Origin of the sequence: Polaromonas sp. (assembly GCF_049790275.1) — a bacterium.
In the GTDB taxonomy this organism is placed as follows: Bacteria; Pseudomonadota; Gammaproteobacteria; order Burkholderiales; family Burkholderiaceae_C; genus Polaromonas.
The window spans coordinates 16,651-35,116 of sequence record NZ_JBAQYR010000118.1; the positions used below are offsets into that span (position 1 = coordinate 16,651).

Consider the following 18,466-nt stretch of genomic DNA (forward strand, 5'->3'; position numbering starts at 1 on the left):
ATCTGCTGAATGGTTACGCTAGTTTCTTAACCAAGGAGTTTTCTATGAAGCGTTCCATGCAAAAGGGTTTTACCCTGATTGAGTTGATGATCGTTGTTGCGATCATCGGTATTTTGGCTGCGGTGGCTTTGCCTGCTTATCAGGATTACACCAAGCGCGCCAAGATGTCTGAAGTTATCCTGGCTGCATCTTCGTGCCGCACCAGCATCACTGAATCCTATCAATCGTCTCCTAGCGTTGCATCCCTGCCTGCAGCCGGCGCATGGGGGTGTGAGTCTTCGGTTTCGACTTCGAACTATGTCGCAACGATCGCAACAAGTGCCACCGGTGGTATTCAGGTTGTGGCGCAAAACATTGCCGCCGATGCTAACGGCACGATTCGTCTGATGCCTGTCGTCGCTGCTGGCACCACAAACATAACCGCTTGGCTGTGCGGCCCTGGTACTGTGAATCCCAAGTTTTTGCCTGGCTCATGCCGTGACACCACAGTGGCAGCAATGGCTGGCCCCTTCGCAACCAATTGAGTCTTGGCAATCGTTAGTTGATGTTTTTGCACACTGTGCAAATTCTGAAAGACGCCCAATTTGGGCGTCTTTCTCTTTACGGCTCCCGAAGTTTGGCTGCAGGCGTGTTGTGGGCGGCAAGCTGTTTGTTGCCTCTCCATTCGCTGCCTTGGGTGAGCTTCTATGGCGAGGCGCTGGCATTCCTTGCCGTACTTCTTTTGGCCTGGGCGGCGGTGCTTCGGCCTGACGGCCATGATGCGGTTCGCGGATTTTCTGTTCCTGCCTTTGCGCTGCCTTTCATGGCGGCCGCCATCCTCGCGATCGGTCAGCTTGCAGTCGGCAGCATTGAGTTTGCTGGCGATGCCTTCGTGCTGGTGATCTATCTGTTTGTATGCGTCGTCAGCCTGATGCTGGGCTTTGCTGCGCTCGCAGGGCATGGCGCTGAAAAAGACTCCCGCCATCAGCAGCGACACGAATCACCGTTGAAGCTGCTTGCGAGCATGGTGCTTTTGGTCAGCTGTGCATCGGCAGTCATTGCAATTGCCCAGGTGCTGGAAGTGTGGGAGCACTCGATCTGGATCAATTCAATGCCTTTTATGCGTCGCCCCGGAGCCAACTTGGGTCAGCCCAATCATTTGGCGACTTTGCTGTTGATGGGCATGGCGAGTCTTCTCGCCTTGTATGAATTCAAGAAGCTCCACCTGCCCGCTACCGCGCTCATTTTTTTAATTCTAAGCCTGGCCTTGGCGGTCACGGAATCCCGCACCGGCCTGTTGAGTTTGTTGTTGTTGTCCGTATGGTGGGGGGCAAAAAGAAGGGTGATTGGCTTCAGGCTTTCCTCTGCGATGGCTGCCATTGCCTTGGTGGTCACGGTTGGACTTTTCCTGAGCTGGCCTTCGATTTTTGATGTCGTCAAGATTTCGGATGTTGCCGCAGAGCTCAATACTCAATCCGGGAGTCGTTTCGCGATATGGAGCCAGCTGCTGGAGGCAGTATCCGGGGCGCCCTGGCTGGGCTGGGGCTTCAATCAAGTTCCAAAAGCCCACAACGCGGTGGCGCATTCCTATGTGGTGAGCGAAGCTTTTTTATATAGCCACAACCTTCTGCTTGATCTCGCATTGGGGATGGGCGTGCCTCTTGCCGTGATGGCGGGATTAGGTGCCGCCATCTGGTTGTGGCGACGGCTGCAAGCTACAGCAGATTTTTTGCCTTGGTATTGCATCGCACTCGTATTGCCTTTTGCAGTTCACTCCATGCTGGAGTTCCCATTCGCATATGCCTACTTCCTAGTGCCAGTGATGTTCGCGCTGGGTATTTTGGAAAGCATCTTGAGCAAAAGAAGGGGTTTCCAGATTTCGCTTTTTCATGCAAGGGTGTTTCTTGCGGCTATCAGCGCTGTCGCAGTTTGGGCTGCGGTGGAATATGTGGCCATTGAAGAGGACTTTCGCGTCGCGCGGTTTGAAGCCTTGCGTATCGGAAAAACACCGGAAGATTACCGGCGGCCCAACATTGTGTTGTTGACACAACTCGATGCGTTAATGAACGGCGCCCGCATAGTGCCCAGGCCGGGCATGTCCACCGAGGAGCTTGATCTCGCCCGCAAGGTGGCATTGCGCTACCCGTGGTCTGCGACCCAGAATCGCTATGCGCTGAGTTTGGCTCTCAATGGCAATTCGGCAGAAGCTGTGCGGCAACTTCGAATAATACGCGCCATGCACGGTGAAAGGCCCTTTAAAAGCATCAGTGCAAATTGGCGTGAGCTCGCGGAAGACAAGTATCCTCAACTGCACGGCATTGACATACCCCGGTAACGCGAGCAAGGAATGCGTGTTCAAGGATGGTCCGTCAGGCGTCTACGGAACTGGGGCCTAGCCTGCAGGCTTATGCTGCCAGCCAAAAAATATTTTTGTTAGCCAGTCGGTGATGAATAACTCAACGGGGTGGCGGGGGTTTCGATACCTTGGCCTAGGCGCGCTGATCTTTGTGCCCTGGATGGTCCCCTATACAGCGGGGCCTTCGTCCAATGCATGGCCGTGGCTGACGTCTGCCTTATGTGCGATTTTCATTGGCTTGTTCTGGCGGCACTTTGACGCCAGGCTCATCGGGAGCATGTGGATTTTTGCGGCGGTTACCAGTGCGGTGTTTGGGGTCTGCCAGTATTTCGGCTTGGCCGACGCTCTGAGTCCCTGGATAAATCACACCCAGCCAGGAACGGCCTTCGCCAATCTTCGCCAGCGCAATCAGTTTGCGACCTTGACAAGTATCGGACTGCTCGCCTTGATGCGACATCTCGCCAGTTACTCGCACCAACAACGCATTCCTGTGTGGGCCTGGGTAAGCGCCGTGTGTCTGGCGCTGGGAAACGCTGCCAGCAGTTCCCGCACCGGTTTATTGGAATGGGCATTTATTTTAGCTGCAATGTGCTGGTGGTATTTGTCCGCCTATCGCAAATTGGCCGTGTTTGTTGCGCAAGTCATGCTTGTTTATTTGTTGGCGGCGATTGCCCTTCCGCATCTGCTTGCCGAGATATCCGGGCGGTCGAGCGAAGCGCTCTTGAGTCGATTGAATGAAATACCTAGCTGCAACAGCCGCATGGTGCTTTGGTTTAACGTGTTGACCTTGATCGCGGAAAAACCCTGGCTCGGATGGGGATGGGGAGAACTTGCCTACGCCCACTACATGACCTTGTATCCCGAGGAACGGTTCTGCGACATCCTGGACAACGCTCACAACCTGCCTTTGCATCTGGCCGTGGAGCTGGGCTTACCGTTCTCCGCTGCGGTGTGTGCGGTCCTGTCATGGCTGGTGTGGCGCGCCCGGCCGTGGCGGGAAACCGACCCGTCGCGCCAGATGGTTTGGGCTGTGCTGGCCGTCATCTTGCTGCACAGCATGCTGGAGTATCCGCTGTGGTACGGCCCGTTCCAGATGGCGTTCGGACTGTGCGTGTGGATGCTGTGGCCGGTGCTAAGAGAGGCGGCGGGTTCGTGTCCCTACGCGCACGTGGGAGCGGTCGTCCGGCTTGTGCTGGCGTCAGCATTATTGGCAACGGTGGCTTACGCCGCCTGGGATTACCACTGCATCAGCCAGCTCTACCTGGCGCCGCAGGCGCGCGACCCGGCCTACCGTGACAATACGCTGGACAAGGTTCATGGATCCTGGTTTTTCCGGAACCAAGTGCTGTTTGCGGAACTGACGACCACCGCGTTGAAGCGCAGCAATGCGCAGTGGACTTTCGACACTGCCACAGCCTTGCTGCATTACTCCCCCGAACCGCGGGTGATTGAAAAGGTGATTGAAAGTGCCGTCATGCTGGGGCGTGACGATGAAGCCTTGCTGCATTTGGTTCGTTACCGCGCAGCTTTTCCCGACGAATACACAAAATGGCGCCATGCCAACGGCCTGACTGGCGGGCCTGCAGATTGACCCTGGACGCGGCCAGGAGCCAGTCGGGGTTGGGGCGTCGAAAGCGAAAATTGGACCGCTGTGGTCGATTTGCAGCCGACGATTCCCAAGTCCGACTGGCTCCTAGGGAGTGGCGACAAAACTTCCCGACTTGCCGCCGTGTTTTTCCAGCAGCTGGATATCCGTCATGGTCATCCCCCGGTCGGCGGCCTTGCACATGTCATAAATCGTGAGCAACGCCACTTGTACCGCAGTCAGCGCCTCCATCTCGACGCCGGTCGGCCCGACCGTTTCCACCGTCGCTTGGCAAACAATGCTGGTGCTACCTGTGCCGGAGCTGAAATCAATCGCCACGCGGGTCAGCGCCAGCGGATGGCACAGGGGAATCAGGTCGCTGGTTTTTTTTGCGGCCATGATGCCGGCAATCCGGGCAATGCCGAGGACGTCGCCTTTTTTGGCGGTGCCCCCCAGAATGATGGCCAATGTGGCAGCATTCATGGTGATGCGGCCTTGTGCTACGGCCACCCGATGGGTGGCCTCCTTGCTCGCCACATTGACCATGTGTGCCTGCCCTTGCCCGTCAAAATGTGTCAGTGGTGAAGTCGTGGCCATACTGTTACGAAACCTTTACAAGCAACCCTCATCATAAGAGTATGTTCGCATTTTCCGCTTCATTGAAAAGCCGCTTGTTGGCGGCCAGCATTCATTTCACACTGAGCCTGATTGTTGCGGCCTTGGCCGCAGGGCTGGTTTTCGCACTTTGGTATCCCTATCCCTATCGGGAGATTTCCGGGGGGCGGGAGCTGTTTTTTATTGTGGTGGTGGTGGACGTGATCATGGGGCCTCTGTTGACGCTGGCGGTTTTTAATCGCGGCAAGCCGGTCAGCGAATTGCGCCGCGATCTGATGGTGATTGGTGTATTGCAGGTGGCGGCGCTGGCTTATGGTTTGTGGACAGTGTCTGCCGCGCGTCCGGTTTACCTCGCATTTGAGCTCGACCGGTTTCGTGTGGTGCATGCTGTGGATATTCCGGAAGAAGAGATGGGTCTGGCGCCGCCGGAGTTGCGGCATTTACCTTGGACTGGTCCGGTGCTGCTTTCGGTACGAAACTTCAAGAACCAGCAGGAAAGCGGGGATGCCACCCTTGCTGCCTTGCAAGGCTTTCCATTAGGTACCAGACCTTTTCTCTGGCAAAGCTACGAAAAGGCCAACCCGCAAATTCTCAATGTTGCCAAGCCGCTCAGCGATTTGAAAACCCGTTTTCCGGCGAAGGCAGACGCCATCGACGCAGCCCTGAAATCTGCTTCGGTGGGTGGCAACACCAATCGGCCCATCGGCTACGTACCCATGACCGGTCGCGACAAATTCTGGACAGTTCTGCTGGATCTTCATACCACCGAGGTGATTGCTTTTGTCCCCATCGACTCTTTCTAAATTCTTTAAGCCAAACAGACGGTTTGCCAAGGACTGTGTTGCGCTGGCAGCTACACTTTTGATAGTGTCTGCAGGTTTGGCGCGGGCTCAGCCGGCTCCGGTTCAGCCCAGCGGTGCCCTGCCGGCGCTGGGCGACACGTCGGAGCTGTCTGCCGGTGCGGAAAGGCGTCTTGGTGACCGGATCGCCAGCAGCATTTACCGCGACCCGGACTACCTGGACGACCCGGTGCTGGGCGACTACCTGCAGGGCATCTGGCAACCCCTGATGAAGGCGGCGCGGGCCCGGGGTGAGCTTGGTCCTGAACTGGAGGAGCGCTTTGCCTGGGAGGTCATGCAGATCCGGGACCGCAGCATCAACGCCTTTGCCTTGCCTGGCGGTTATCTTGGCGTGCACCTGGGACTGATAGGCGCGGTGGCCACCCGCGACGAACTGGCTTCGGTAATGGCACATGAATTGACGCATGTGACGCAGCGGCACATTTCCCGGCTGATGAGCAAGCAAAGCCAGCAAATGCCCTGGCTCATTGGGGCCATGATTTTGGGTGCCCTTGCCGCCAGCAAGAACCCGGATGCCGCCAACGCCGCGATCGCCGGCGGGCAGGCGGTCGCGGTGCAGAACCAGCTCAATTTTTCCCGTGACATGGAGCGCGAAGCCGATCGGATTGGGTTTAGCGTGATGGCCGACGCTGGTTTCGACAAACAGGGCTTCGCCAGCATGTTCGAAAAATTGCAACAGGCTTCGCGGCTCAACGACAACGGATCCTTTCCTTACCTGCGCAGCCACCCGCTGACGACAGAACGCATCGCCGAGGTCAAGGGCCGACTGCAGCTGGATGGGGTGACAGCTTCGCCGGCGGGCAACACAGACGCAGGCAACGCGCGCGTACTGCACGCCATGATGGCCGCGCGGGCGCGTGTGCTGGCTGACCCGGGTGTGGATGGCCTGCGTCCTCTGGTCGCTGATGCGCAGCGCGTGTCGCAGCCTGCTGCCGCGGCTGCAGTGACGGTACGAGATGCCGGTGCCCTGTATGCCGGTGCCCTGGCGGCAAGCCGTTTGCGCGATCACGCGCTGGCGCGCAGCCTGGTGGGCAAGTTGAAGTCGGCGCCGACGCCGTCGAGTGCAGTGGCCGAACCTGTCGAATGGCTCGCTTTGGAGATCGAGTTGGCGGCCGGCAACACGGCCAGCCTGCCGAAGCTGGGAAACACCCGCAGCTGGGCCGCCCTGTGGTTGCAGGCCAGGGCCGACCTGGCCGCTGGCCGTGCGCAGGACGCTTCAGGCGCCCTGCAAGGCTGGGTCACCACGCATCCCAAAGATGCCGTCGCCTGGCAATTGCTCGCAACGGCCTATGGCCAGCAAGGGCTAACGCTGAGGGCTATCCGTGCCGATGCGGAAAGCCGTGTGGCCCAACTTGACTATCCCGCGGCACGTGACCGCTTCAAGGCCGCGCAGGATGTGATTCGAAGTGGCCGCGAGGGGGGCGTCGGGACGAACAGCTACATTGATGCCTCCATCATCGACACCCGCGCGCGCGAGATAGATCAGCTACTTCGGGAGCAGGCGCTCCAGGAGAAACTCGATCGCTAGCTGTAGTACCGAATAAATCAGCGAGCCGATCAGGGCGGCTACAAAACCCGTGACTTGCAAGCCGCTGAGCAAGCTGGCGGCGGCCCAGAACATGAGCGCGTTGATGACAAACAGGAACAGGCCCAGCGTCACCAAGGTCACGGGCAGGGTCAGCAGAACCAGCACCGGACGTACCACGATGTTGAGGGCGCCAAGGACGGCCGCCGCAAGCAGCGCCGCAGGAAAACTGGTCACTGTCACGCCGGAATAGAGATAAGCCACCGCCAGCAAGGCGGCGGCGCTGCAAAGCCATTTGACGATGAGTTTCATGGTTGCAAGAATAGCACCATGGCGCGGCATGCCTTCTGCCGTTGTCGGGCAGGCGGACACACCGCAGCAGGACCCGCCCTGCTCAGTCTGCAGCCAGCAACACGCCCGCGCTGGCTACCACGGCTGCATAGCCCCAGACGCCTTGGGGGTCTTGAGGTTGTTGCCGGGTGACAGGTTGCAGGTCTTGGCCCAGCTTCGGCCGGCGCGCATCCAGCACGCGGGCAGCGCCGTACTGGGCAAGCAGCGTCTCCGTCAAATCGCACAGAGGACCGCGCGCGACCTGGGTAATCACGGAATCGTCCGGGCCTTGCAGCAGGGGGACGACTTGCTCAAAGACTTTGTCGGCCCATTTGCCGCGCCAGCTCTGGCGGGCGCTGTTGGTCACCCACTTGCTGGCGTTGTGTGTGATGCGCGGTGCACACCCCACCACAATCCAGCGCGTGGGCGTGCGTGCTGTGCCGGACGGTAGCATGGGTGTCAGCATTTTCAGTGCATACGCGGCTTCATCAATGTAAACAATCATGTTGTCCATAAAGTTCTCCTTGGTTTTACGTGCTATGTGGACTCTCTGGCTGCGCTGCGGGGGCCGTCCTGGCCCCTGCGTTTGCTCGGTGATGTTTATTCCGTGATCAGTTTGTTGTTGCCATGGCTGGACCTGGCGCGGCGTGTCGCCCACCAGCCGCCACCCAGCACCCCGACGACCGCCAGGGCATAGGTCCCCCATTGAGCAACGCGATGCAAGGTGTCGGACGCTGGCATGGCCTCGGGGCCGCCGTAGACGACGTCAAGCAGGGGTTCGCTCACGATCATCTTCGCGGCGGTAAAGGCCAGCACGGCCGCGCCGATATTGATGATCATGGGGAAGCGCTCAACCAGTTTGAGCACCATGGTGCTGCCAAACACGACAATGGGAACGCTGACCAGCAGGCCGATGATGACGAGATCAAACGAACCGTGGGCGGCACCTGCCACGCCCAGCACATTGTCGATACCCATCAATGCGTCGGCGACCACAATGGTTTTCATCGCACCCCAGAAGGTGCTGGCGATGGGGCCGTCATGCTCCTTGTCGCCCTGGTCCGCCAGCAGCTTGTAGGCAATCCACAGCAGGCCCAGGCCGCCGACCAGCATCAGGCCGGGAATTTTCAGTAGCCACACCACACCCACGGTCATGGCCGAACGGACAACGATGGCACCCACGGTGCCCCAGGCGATGGCTTTTTTCTGAAGATGAGAGGGCAGGTTGCGTGCTGCCAGGGCAATGACGATGGCGTTATCGCCCGCCAGTACAAGGTCAATCAGGATGATTGCCAGTAAGGCGGACCACCAGGGCGTAGAAAACAGTTCCATGATTCACACACTCCAAATCGAGTTTCGACGTGGAAATCCGCAGACGGATTTCCGGCTTCGTTGAAACTGGACAGGTCAGTGGGTGATGCAGCGCCTGGGTGCTGCGAACGCCTCGATCAAACCCGTACAGGTTTCAATCGAAGGTCTGGCTCGACATGCAGTGTCGCTGCATGCCCAACAAGCCGGAAGCGTAAGCTTCGAAGTGACGACTTGTCGTAGCAATTCTGCTGTTTGTCTGTTTTATTTTATATTGCAGCAAAACGAGGGAGTTACTCCCCTTCGTGGCTGTATTTTACCGATAGATCTTGATTTAGCGCAAGTCCCGTTCTGTAGGACTTTCCCGCAAAAACGGGTACAGATGCGAAAGCCGATGGCCCCTCCTCCATATCTCCCCGATAATTCGCTGTCCCGGCAGCCTCTTGTCACCAGCACGCGTGCGTGCTGTTTTTTCGTACTCAATTTCCTATGCCTGGCATCCACATCACCGACATCGAAGCGGCCATCAATTACTGGCGCGCTGAAAAGCCGTCGCCCGACGGCGTGACGCTTGCGCCCGAGTTGCGGGCGTTGGCCGAAGTGTATGCGCTGCTGGTGTTCTACCGTGAGGATGAAGCCAGCGAAAGCGGCTTTCCGCCAGCGGCCATGGCGGCCTGGCGTGCCTGGTATGACACGACGGCAGACACACCCTGCATCGCCATCTGCTCGACCAGTCAGGGCGATGAGTTGTGCAAGGGCTGTGGCCGCACCTTTGAAGAGGTGCAGCGCTGGCCGGAAATGAGCCCGGTGGCCAAGCGCGGGACCTGGCGGCGCATCACGCAGGAGGCGACGGCCTGGCGTTTTGGCCGTTATGCCGACCGTGCGCTGGAAAACCGGGACACACCGGCCAATGGCGTCCTCCATTCCTGAATCCTCAGGTCTTTTTGGCCTCCAGCCCATATATGACGGGCGCTGGCAGCTATACATTCAGGAGTAAACTGGCTCCATGCTCCGCCTCGCCCGCGCCCCCAACATTGCCATCGCCGCGTTGTGGGTCGACGTGTTGCAGCAAGCGGGTTTTTCAGCCACGGTGCAGCGTTATTTCCTTGGCAGCGTGGCGGGAGAATTGCCGCCCGACCAGTGCGAGCCGGAAGTCTGGCTCACCCACGACCATGAAAAACCGCGCGCCGAGGCATTGCTGCACAGCCTGCAGAATCTGCCACAGCGGCACTGGCTGTGTACCTGCGGCGAAACCGTCGAGGGTGGCTTTGAGCAGTGCTGGTCTTGTGGCGCCGACATGCCAGCCCCTGTCTGAAGCGTGGCTACCGCATTTTCACCAAGCAGGGGCCGCGGGTCCGGCTTTGCCGGTCCGCAGGCGCAGCGGCCCCCGAGGGGCTGGAGCCTGCGGCTCCAAAGCTGCCTGCGCAGCTTTGGACAGGCGACAGAGGCGAAGCTTCTAGCGAGCCGCGGCCTGCAAGGCCTCGGGGGCTAAACCCTTTTGGCCAGTTCGGAAGCCTTGCCGATGTAGCTGGCCGGTGTCATGGCGAGCAGTCGTTTTTTCTCGGCGTCCGGGATCTCCAGTGAGCGGATCAGCCCATGCAGTGCCTCGGCCGTCACGGCTTTGCCGCGCGTGACTTCCTTGAGCTTTTCATAGGCACCCTGCACGCCATAGCGGCGCATGACGGTCTGGATGGGCTCAGCCAGCACTTCCCAGGAGCTGTCCAAGTCGTCGGTCAACGCTTCGCTGTTGAGCTCGAGCTTGCCCAGGCCCACGCTCAGCGAGCTGTAGGCCAATACGGCGTAACCGAAGGCCACGCCCATGTTGCGCAGTACGGTGCTGTCGGTCAGGTCGCGTTGCCAGCGGCTGATCGGCAGCTTTTCGCTGAGATGGCGCAGCAGGGCATTGGCCAGGCCGAGGTTGCCTTCGGCATTTTCAAAATCAATCGGGTTGACCTTGTGCGGCATGGTGCTGGAGCCGATTTCACCGGCTTTCAGGCGTTGCTTGAAGTAGCCCACGCTGACATAACCCCAGACATCGCGTGCGAGGTCGATCAGGATGGTGTTGGTGCGTGCGATGGCGTCAAACAGCTCGGCCATGTAGTCGTGCGGCTCGATCTGGATGCTGTAGGGCTGAAAGCTCAGGCCCAGGCCCAGCGGCTCGGGCGACTCGATGACGCGCCGGCTCAACGCTTCCCAGTCGAAGTCGGGCCAGGCCGAGAGGTGGGCGTTGTAGTTGCCGACCGCGCCGTTCATTTTGGCCATCAGTTTGATGGCGGCGATGCGCTCGCGGGCCACGTCCAGGCGCGCCACCACGTTGGCGATCTCCTTGCCCACGGTGGTCGGGCTGGCGGTCTGGCCGTGCGTGCGGCTGAGCATGGGCTCATCGGCATAGAGGTGGGCCATCACGCGCAGTTGCGTGATGACCTTGTCCAGTGCCGGGAGCAGCACCTGCTCGCGGCTGCTTTTGAGCTGCAGCGCGTGGCTGGTGTTGTTGATGTCTTCGCTGGTGCAGGCGAAATGCACGAATTCGGCTGCGGCCTGCAGCTCGGGCCTGGCCTCGAATTTCGACTTGATCCAGTATTCGACCGCTTTCACGTCGTGGTTGGTGGTTTTTTCTATCTCCTTGATCGCGGCCGCGTCGTTCTCGGAAAAATGTTTGACCAGCCCGAGCAGATAGGTCCGCGCGCCCGGGGTCAGCGGCTTGAACTCGGCAAAGCCCGCATCCGACAGGGCAATGAACCAGGCAACCTCCACCTGAACGCGGCGATGCATGTAGCCGAGCTCCGACATCAGCGGCCGCAGCGGAGCGAGTTTGGCGGCATAGCGGCCGTCCAGAGGAGACAAGGCGGTGATGGTGAAACTGGTGGACGGGTTCATGGTGCCAATTGTAGGCGGCCGGCCCGGCGCCCCGGATGCCGGTTTGGATACTTTTGGGTACCTGCCAGTCCGGGTTGCCGCTTACTCGATAGAATGCAAATCGACTTGGGCTCACGACAAAAGATATAGCTATGAAACTCATTGGATCCACCAGCAGCCCCTATGTGCGCAAGGTGCGCATTGTGATGGCCGAGAAAAAACTCGACTATCAATTTGTCATCGAAGACGTCTGGGCTGCAGGCACCACCATGGCCGAATCCAACCCACTCGGCAAGGTGCCCTGCCTGGTGATGGAAGGCGCCAACGGCTCGGAAGAGGCCGTTTTCGACTCGCGTGTGATTGTCGAATACCTCGACACGCTGTCACCGGTCGGTAAGCTGATTCCTGTGCAGGGCCGCGAACGCGCCGAAGTGAAAACCTGGGAAGCGCTGGCCGACGGCTTGCTCGACGCCGCCATCCTGGCCCGGCTGGAGTCGACCTGGGCCGGCCGCAGCGACAAGCAGCGTTCTCAAGCCTGGATTGACCGCCAGATGTCGAAAATCGACACCACGGTACGGGCCATGAGCACGGGCCTGGGCGAGAAAGCTTTCTGCAGCGGCATCCATCTGAGCCTGTCCGACATTGCCGTCGGCTGCGCGCTGGGTTACCTGGACTTTCGTTTTGCCCAGATCGACTGGCGCACGCCTTACCCCAATCTCGCGCGCCTGTATGAAAAGCTGATGCAGCGCCCAAGTTTCGCCGACACCCAGCCCGCCTGATTTTCACGCATTAAACAGGCCGCCCGCCCCTGTAAACAGGGCGCGAACAGCTATAAAAACAGGAGTTCGCTCCTTGCTGGCGTGGCGCAGGCTGCCTGTCCACGCGCAGCTTTCATGGTCACTGCCAGTTTCAGGCAACACGAGATCGGACTGGGCTCTTTTGCGACTGCCTGCCGGATAACCGGGCCGCGATGGACTTCGGGGAAGCGGGCTGGGCAAGTCAGCCCAGCCGCTGGAAGATAAAAATGCTGCGAAGCGCCCCGATGCGAACAAGGGAGGGAGGGAGGAGGAGGAGAACCGCCTCGGGATTGCATCCGGACCGCAAGGGCCTGGAAGTCTTCGCAACAAAAAACTGATGGTGCCGGCGTAGTTGCTCAACAAGCCGCACCGGTAAGGGTGAGAGTCCGCCAGGCTGCCTGCAGTTCCCTGACGGCAGGACAATCCAGGTAAAGTTTTGTTAACAGGCTGGCCTCAGGAGCCTGCTGCCACGTCGATGCCAGTTTCTGCTCCGCGGCGCCCGGTGCGTCGGGATTCTGTTCGAAAGGGATCTCTGACGCGCCCGACTGCCGCGTTATGTCACGGCTTTTTCTGGTGGCATTGGCTGCTATCCAGCGCGGCTGGAACGGTGTAGAAGGATTAAAGGGGTTCAAAAGAGCTCAATCCTCTCGAATCTTTCGCGAAGTTGGCCTAAAAGGCCCTGTTGAAAAGAGTTGTCATATTCAGCCCCTAAAATCGGCTGAATCTCACGGCATGTGCCGCATAAGGAATCCGTATGCTTTACCCGGAACTCTTCAAACAACTGGAATCGGTCCGTTGGGACATGGACAAGGACATTCCCTGGGCGAGCTTCGACGCATCCCGGTTGACCGACGAGCAGGCGCAAACCATCAAGATGAACGCCATCACGGAATGGTCCGCCCTGCCGGCTACCGAGATGTTTCTGCGCGACAACAAGGACGACAGCGACTTTTCCGCCTTCATGTCGATCTGGTTTTTTGAAGAGCAGAAACATTCGCTGGTGCTGATGGAATATCTGCGGCGTTTCCGCCCCGAGCTGGCCCCGACCGAAAAAGAGCTGCACGAAGTGCGTTTCGAGTTCGAACCCGCCCCCGCGCTGGAAACGCTGATGCTCCATTTCTGCGGCGAAATCCGCCTGAACCACTGGTACCGCCGCGCCAGCGAGTGGCACACCGAGCCCGTCATCAAGCAGATCTACACCCAGCTCAGCCAGGACGAGGCACGACACGGCGGCGCCTACCTGCGCTACATGAAACGCGCAATCAACAATTTCGGCAACGACGCCAGGGCCGCCTTCACCAAGGTCGGTGTGCTCATGGCCAGTGCCCGCCGCACTGCGCAGGCCCTGCACCCGACCAACCTGCATGTGAACAAAAGCCTGTTCCCGCGCGACACCATCCAGTCGCGCCTGCCCAACCCCGAGTGGCTGGAGCACTGGCTGGACAAGCAGATCAACTTCGATGCCGTCTGGGAAGGCAAGGTGGTGGAGCGCATCCTGCACAACATGAGCCTGTTGATGAACCAGAGCTTCAAGACCGTGCAGGAGCTCAACCGTTACCGCAAGGAACTGAGCCGGGAAATCGCAGCCTCGATCGCTGTCAAGCCGGCTCCCAGCGGCACCTGATGCAGGACCTGCGCTGGCCGAGCGCAGCGGGCGGCCGCAGCCGCGTGGTGGCCCGCGGTGTGCAGGTGTTTGCGGTGGCCAACGCAAGCGATGCGGCGCTCGATTTTCCCGCGCAGCTTGCACAAACGCTCTCCATGCTTGACGCCCACCTCGCCCATGTGGGCGCTTCCCGGGCCGGCTTGCTCAGTGTGCAGGTTTTCCTGACCGATTTCCGCAACAAGCCCGCACTGGATGCCGCCTGGCGCCAGTGGATTGGCGAGGACAGTGCGACCTGGCCGCAACGCGCGGTGATTGGCGCCCAGCTGGACGGCGGCTTGCTCGTGGAGATGGTAGCCACGGCCTTCCGGTAAAGTCGCGTGATGCAAAGCGCGTCGCCCACCTCCCCGCCAACCTTCACGAAAAAAATTGTCGCGCGCGCCGAAGCGGCGCAGCGTGTTGCTGCGCTTCCCAAACCGGTGGTGTTCACCAATGGCGTGTTCGATGTGCTGCACCGCGGCCACGCAACTTACCTTGCCAACGCGCGGGCCCTGGGCGGCAGTCTGGTGGTGGCGCTCAACACCGACGCCTCGGCCCGGCGGCTGGGCAAGGGTCCGGACCGGCCCCTGAACAACGAGGAAGACCGTGCGGTGCTGATGGCTGCGCTGGAGTCCGTCAGTCTCGTCACCTGGTTTGACGAAGACACGCCGCTGGAACTCATCGCCGAACTCAAGCCGGCCATCCTGGTCAAGGGCGGCGACTACGACATGGACAAGCTCGCCGAAACCGCCGTGGTCAAAAGTTACGGCGGCAAGGCGCGGGCCATCCCGTTTGTTGATGGTTACTCAACGACTGCCCTGGTGCGAAAGATCCGGCAGCAGCCCTGACGCGTTTGCCGTTCTTCTTTGAAATGCTATTGAATAGATAGCTGTCTGCGCCCGCCAGCAAAGGACGAAAGCCTGATTTTGTATGCAAGCCCGCGCTGGAACCCCTTGGCGCCCTGCTTACGGCGCTGGCAACTCCGCCGGTCTGGCGTCGGAAGCCTGCTGGCGGTTCTGCGTTTCCGGTGGCTCATAACGCTGGCCGCGCAGGCGTGCCGCCAGGCGTCTGAAACCATGTTCGATGTCATCGATGTAGGTGAACACCGCCGGCACCACCAGCAGGCTCAGCACGGTGGACGTAATCAGACCGCCAATCACCGCAATCGACATCGGCGAGCGAAAACTCGGGTCGGCCGCGCCGAGGCCGAGGGCAATCGGCATCATGCCGGCGCCCATGGCCAGGGTGGTCATGATGATGGGCCGGGCCCGCTTGTGGCAGGCGTCCAGCAGGGCCTCCATGCGGGTCATGCCGTGGTCGCGCCGCGCGACGATGGCGTACTCGACCAGCAGGATGGAGTTTTTGGTCGCAATGCCCATTAGCATGATCAGGCCGATCAGCGAGGGCATGGAAAAACTCTTCTGCGCGATCAGCAGGCCGACGAAGGCGCCGCCCAGCGCCAGCGGCAGGGCGGCCAGAATCGTTACCGGGTGCAGGAAGTCCTTGAACAGCAGCACCAGCACGATGTAGATGCACAGCACACCGGTCAGCATGGCCAGGCCGAAGCTGGCAAACAGCTCGCCCATGACTTCGGCATCGCCGATTTCCACCACCTTCACGCCGGCCGGCAGGTTTTTCACGGCGGGCAGTTCCTGTACCGCCTTGGTCACGTCGCCCAACGGCAGGCCGGAGAGTTCGATCTCGAAGTTGACGTTGCGCGAACGGTCGTAACGGTCGATCACCGCCGGCCCGCCGGCAATCTCCAGCGTCGCCACTTGGCCCAGCATCACCGGGCCCTTGGTGCCCGGCACCGCCAGGCGTTCCAGCACGCTGAGGTCCTTGCGTGCCGCATCGTCGAGCTTCACGACAATCGGAACCTGGCGCTCCGGCAGGTTGAGCTTGGGCAGGGAAACGTCGTAGTCGCCCAGGGTCGCTATCCGCAACGTTTCGCCGATCGCTGCGCTGGTCACGCCGAGGTCGGCCGCGCGTGCGAAGTCGGGCCGCACGGCGATCTCGGGCCGGATCAGACTGGCGGTGGAGGCCACGCTGCCCAGACCGGGCACGGTGCGCAAGTCTTTTTCCACGGCCAGCGCCGCAGCCTGCAAGGCCACCGGGTCTTCGCCCGTCAGCACCAGCACGTATTTTTCGCCCGAGCCGCCCAGGCCAACCTTGGTGCGTACGCCGGGCAGGGCTTCCAGGGCTGTACGCATCTTGTTTTCGATGCCCTGCTTGCGCGGTCGCTCGGTGCGCTCGGTCAGCAGCACCGTCAGGGTGGCCTTGCGCGTTTCGGCCGCACCGGACATGGCAAACGGGTCGGTGCCGGCGCTGCCGCCGCCTATGGTGGTGTAGACACTGCGTACATGTTCGACCTTGCTGACCAGCAGCCGCGCCTGCTCAGCCGAGGCCTTGGTTTGCGCCAGAGTGGAACCGGGCGGCAGCTCGATGTAGACCTGGGTCTGTGAGTTGTCGTCCGGTGGAATGAAGCCCGTGGGCAGCAGCGGGATCAGCATGATGGAGCCGAAGAAAAACAGCGTGGCCGCCACCATGGTCGTCACGCGATGCTTCAGGCACCAGGTGGCCATGCGCATGTACACACGCATCCAGCCCGGGTCCTTGTGGTCACCGACGATGGGCTTGAGGATGTAGGCCGCCATCATGGGCGTCAGCACCCGCGCCACCACCAGCGAGGCGAACACGGCCAGCGAAGCGGTCCAGCCGAACTGCTTGAAAAACTTGCCGGCCACACCGCTCATGAAGGCCGTCGGCAAAAACACCGCAATCAGCGTGAAGGTGGTGGCCACCACCGCCAGGCCGATCTCGTCGGCCGCCTCCATGGCTGCCTGGTAGGGCGTCTTGCCCATGCGCAGGTGGCGCACGATGTTTTCCACCTCCACGATGGCGTCATCGACCAGAATGCCGATCACCAGCGAGAGCGCCAGCAGCGTCACCACGTTGATCGAGAAGCCCAGCAAGTACATGCCGATGAAAGCCGGGATCACCGACAGCGGCAGCGCCACGGCCGACACAAAAGTGGCGCGCCAGTCGCGCAGGAACAACCAGACCACCAGCACCGCCAGCAGTGCGCCTTCGTACAGCAGCGCCATCGAGCCGTCGTATTCTTCTTCGACCGGGGTGACGAAATTGAAGGCCTCGGTCAGCACCAGGTCGGGGTGCTGTGCCTTGAGTTCGGCCAGCGCCACCTGCACAGCGGCCCCGACGGTGACTTCACTCTCGCCGCGGCTGCGCGCAACCTCAAAACCGACCACCGGCTTGCCGTCGAGCAGCGCCGCCGACCGCGGGTCGGCATAGGTATCGGTGACGGTGGCCACCTGGTCAAGCCGGATGCGCCTGCCGTCCGTGAGCGAGAGCTCCAGCCGTGCCAGCTCTTCGGCGGATTTCACCGTGGCCAGGGTGCGCACGGGCTGCTCGCTGCCGCCCAGGTCGGTGCGGCCACCGGCACTTTCGGTTTGTACCTGCTTGAGCTGGCGCGAGATGTCAGCGGCGCTGGCGCCCAGCGCCTGCAGCTTCGATGGATCGAGCGCGATGCGCACCTCGCGCGTCACGCCGCCCACGCGGTTGACCGCACCCACGCCGCGCACGGCGAGCAGCTTGCGCGAGATGGTGTTGTCGACAAACCAGGACAGTGCCTCGGGGTCCATGCGGCCCGAAGCGACGGTGAAAGCCAGCACAGGCTGGCCAGCCAGGTCCACCTTGCTGACGATGGGGTCGCGCACGTCGCCGGGCAGGTCGGAGCGCACACGCGCCACGGCCGAACGCACATCGTCCACCGCTTCCTGTACCGGTTTTTCCAGGCGGAACTCGGCCGTGATGGTTACGCCGCCGTCCTGCACCTTGGTGTAGATGTGCTTGAGGCCCTGCACAGTGGCAATCGAATTTTCCAGCTTGCGCGCCACTTCGGTTTCAAGCTGTGCGGGCGCGGCGCCCGGCAGCGAGGCCGACACACTGACGGTCGGCAGGTCGATGTCGGGAAAGTTCTGCACCTTCATGGCCTTGAAGGACAACATGCCGCCGAAGCTCAGCAGCACGAACAGCATCACCGCGGGAATCGGGTTTTTGATTGACCAGGAGGAAACATTCATCAGTTTGCTCCCTATTTGCTAGCTGCCGAGGCAGGTGCAGCAGGGGCTGAAGCCGCATTTGATGTGAGTGTGCCGGTTGCCGCGCCCGGCGCAGCAGCAATGCGGACCAGGTCGCCGTCGTTGAGGAAGCCGGCACCGTCGACCACGATGCGCGCATCGGCTGTCAGGCCCGAGACCACCTCGACCCGGTCGCCCACCAGCCGGCCGGTTTGCACCTTGACTTGGCTGACCCGGTTGTCGGCGCCCAGCTGGAAGACGAAGTTGAAACCGTCGCGGACCACGATGGCGCGCTGCGGGACAGTCAGGGCTTCCGACGTGCCGAGGTTGAATTCACCACGGGCGAACATGCCGGCCTTGGCGGGCGCATCCTTGCCCGCCGACGCCGGCAGGTCCACGTAAACCAGCGCCGAGCGCGTCTGCGGATCGACGGTGGGCGCAATCATGCGCACACGGCCGCGCAGCTCGCCGCCGCTGGCCGGCCGGATGACGGCCGTGGTGCCGGTGGTGATGCGGCCG

At 60.9% G+C, this 18,466-nt stretch carries 18 protein-coding genes; 11 read left to right on the forward strand and 7 right to left on the reverse strand.

Annotated elements, in window-relative coordinates; genetic code table 11:
* The first annotated feature begins 44 nt into the window (after nucleotides 1-44).
* The 3 genes from WA904_RS16575 to WA904_RS16585 all read left to right on the forward strand — a co-directional run bounded on the left by WA904_RS16575 (nucleotide 45) and on the right by WA904_RS16585 (nucleotide 3,926).
* Complete coding sequence (locus WA904_RS16575; protein ID WP_425198230.1) at nucleotides 45-524, forward strand: pilin; 480 nt, start codon at nucleotides 45-47, stop codon at nucleotides 522-524.
* A gap of 20 nt (nucleotides 525-544) precedes the next feature.
* Complete coding sequence (locus tag WA904_RS16580) at nucleotides 545-2,314, forward strand: Wzy polymerase domain-containing protein (RefSeq protein WP_425198231.1); 1,770 nt, start codon at nucleotides 545-547, stop codon at nucleotides 2,312-2,314.
* A 298-nt stretch (nucleotides 2,315-2,612) separates the two neighbouring features.
* A complete protein-coding gene (locus WA904_RS16585) occupies nucleotides 2,613-3,926 on the forward strand; it encodes a PglL family O-oligosaccharyltransferase (protein ID WP_425198232.1) in 1,314 nt (437 codons plus the stop codon).
* Nucleotides 3,927-4,028: 102 nt separating this feature from the next.
* Here the strand turns inward: WA904_RS16585 and moaC are convergent, their stop codons facing one another.
* A complete protein-coding gene (gene moaC / locus WA904_RS16590; protein WP_425198233.1) occupies nucleotides 4,029-4,517 on the reverse strand; it encodes a cyclic pyranopterin monophosphate synthase MoaC in 489 nt (162 codons plus the stop codon).
* A gap of 41 nt (nucleotides 4,518-4,558) precedes the next feature.
* Between moaC and tfpZ the strand changes: the two genes are divergently transcribed.
* Nucleotides 4,559-5,338, forward strand: coding sequence for a TfpX/TfpZ family type IV pilin accessory protein (gene tfpZ / locus WA904_RS16595; protein ID WP_425198234.1), 780 nt, complete (start codon nucleotides 4,559-4,561; stop codon nucleotides 5,336-5,338).
* 64 nt (nucleotides 5,339-5,402) lie between these two features.
* Nucleotides 5,403-6,923, forward strand: coding sequence for a M48 family metalloprotease (locus WA904_RS16600; protein ID WP_425198235.1), 1,521 nt, complete (start codon nucleotides 5,403-5,405; stop codon nucleotides 6,921-6,923).
* Here the strand turns inward: WA904_RS16600 and WA904_RS16605 are convergent.
* The 3 genes from WA904_RS16605 to WA904_RS16615 all read right to left on the reverse strand — a co-directional run bounded on the left by WA904_RS16605 (nucleotide 6,882) and on the right by WA904_RS16615 (nucleotide 8,582).
* On the reverse strand, nucleotides 6,882-7,232 hold the full coding sequence (locus tag WA904_RS16605; RefSeq protein ID WP_425198236.1) for a phage holin family protein: 351 nt from the start codon (nucleotides 7,230-7,232) through the stop codon (nucleotides 6,882-6,884). The genes WA904_RS16600 and WA904_RS16605 overlap by 42 nt on opposite strands.
* 82 nt (nucleotides 7,233-7,314) lie before the next feature.
* Complete coding sequence (locus WA904_RS16610) at nucleotides 7,315-7,764, reverse strand: hypothetical protein (protein ID WP_425198237.1); 450 nt, start codon at nucleotides 7,762-7,764, stop codon at nucleotides 7,315-7,317.
* An 86-nt stretch (nucleotides 7,765-7,850) separates the two neighbouring features.
* On the reverse strand, nucleotides 7,851-8,582 hold the full coding sequence (locus WA904_RS16615) for a TerC family protein (protein WP_425198238.1): 732 nt from the start codon (nucleotides 8,580-8,582) through the stop codon (nucleotides 7,851-7,853).
* A 465-nt stretch (nucleotides 8,583-9,047) separates the two neighbouring features.
* Here WA904_RS16615 and WA904_RS16620 point away from each other — a divergent pair, with 465 nt between their 5' ends.
* Nucleotides 9,048-9,488 carry a DUF3717 domain-containing protein gene (locus WA904_RS16620; protein WP_425198239.1) on the forward strand — a complete coding sequence of 147 codons (441 nt, stop codon included), beginning with the start codon at nucleotides 9,048-9,050 and terminating at the stop codon, nucleotides 9,486-9,488.
* Nucleotides 9,489-9,564: 76 nt separating this feature from the next.
* Complete coding sequence (locus WA904_RS16625; protein WP_425198240.1) at nucleotides 9,565-9,873, forward strand: DUF2007 domain-containing protein; 309 nt, start codon at nucleotides 9,565-9,567, stop codon at nucleotides 9,871-9,873.
* A 173-nt stretch (nucleotides 9,874-10,046) separates the two neighbouring features.
* On the opposite strand, the gene purB is transcribed toward WA904_RS16625, so the two are convergent.
* The gene (purB, locus tag WA904_RS16630; protein ID WP_425198241.1) at nucleotides 10,047-11,435 is read right to left on the reverse strand and encodes an adenylosuccinate lyase; all 1,389 of its coding nucleotides are present in this window, start codon (nucleotides 11,433-11,435) and stop codon (nucleotides 10,047-10,049) included.
* 131 nt (nucleotides 11,436-11,566) lie between these two features.
* Here purB and WA904_RS16635 point away from each other — a divergent pair, with 131 nt between their 5' ends.
* From WA904_RS16635 to rfaE2, 4 genes are all read left to right on the forward strand, one after another.
* Entirely contained in the window at nucleotides 11,567-12,193 is a 627-nt protein-coding gene (locus tag WA904_RS16635; RefSeq protein WP_425198242.1) for a glutathione S-transferase family protein, read from the forward strand.
* A 772-nt stretch (nucleotides 12,194-12,965) separates the two neighbouring features.
* Entirely contained in the window at nucleotides 12,966-13,835 is an 870-nt protein-coding gene (locus tag WA904_RS16640) for a ferritin-like domain-containing protein (RefSeq protein ID WP_425198243.1), read from the forward strand.
* Nucleotides 13,835-14,185, forward strand: coding sequence for a Rid family hydrolase (locus WA904_RS16645; RefSeq protein WP_425198244.1), 351 nt, complete (start codon nucleotides 13,835-13,837; stop codon nucleotides 14,183-14,185). Before WA904_RS16640 ends, WA904_RS16645 begins: the two co-directional genes overlap by 1 nt.
* Before the next feature lie 9 nt (nucleotides 14,186-14,194).
* A complete protein-coding gene (rfaE2, locus tag WA904_RS16650) occupies nucleotides 14,195-14,698 on the forward strand; it encodes a D-glycero-beta-D-manno-heptose 1-phosphate adenylyltransferase (protein ID WP_425198245.1) in 504 nt (167 codons plus the stop codon).
* Between the two features lie 117 nt (nucleotides 14,699-14,815).
* On the opposite strand, the gene WA904_RS16655 is transcribed toward rfaE2, so the two are convergent.
* Together WA904_RS16655 and WA904_RS16660 are read right to left on the reverse strand one after the other, a co-directional pair.
* Nucleotides 14,816-17,950: an efflux RND transporter permease subunit gene (locus WA904_RS16655; protein WP_425198246.1), complete on the reverse strand. Its 3,135-nt coding sequence runs from the start codon at nucleotides 17,948-17,950 to the stop codon at nucleotides 14,816-14,818.
* 11 nt (nucleotides 17,951-17,961) lie between these two features.
* A partial coding sequence (locus WA904_RS16660; protein WP_425198247.1) for an efflux RND transporter periplasmic adaptor subunit occupies nucleotides 17,962-18,466 on the reverse strand: 505 nt, incomplete at its 5' end.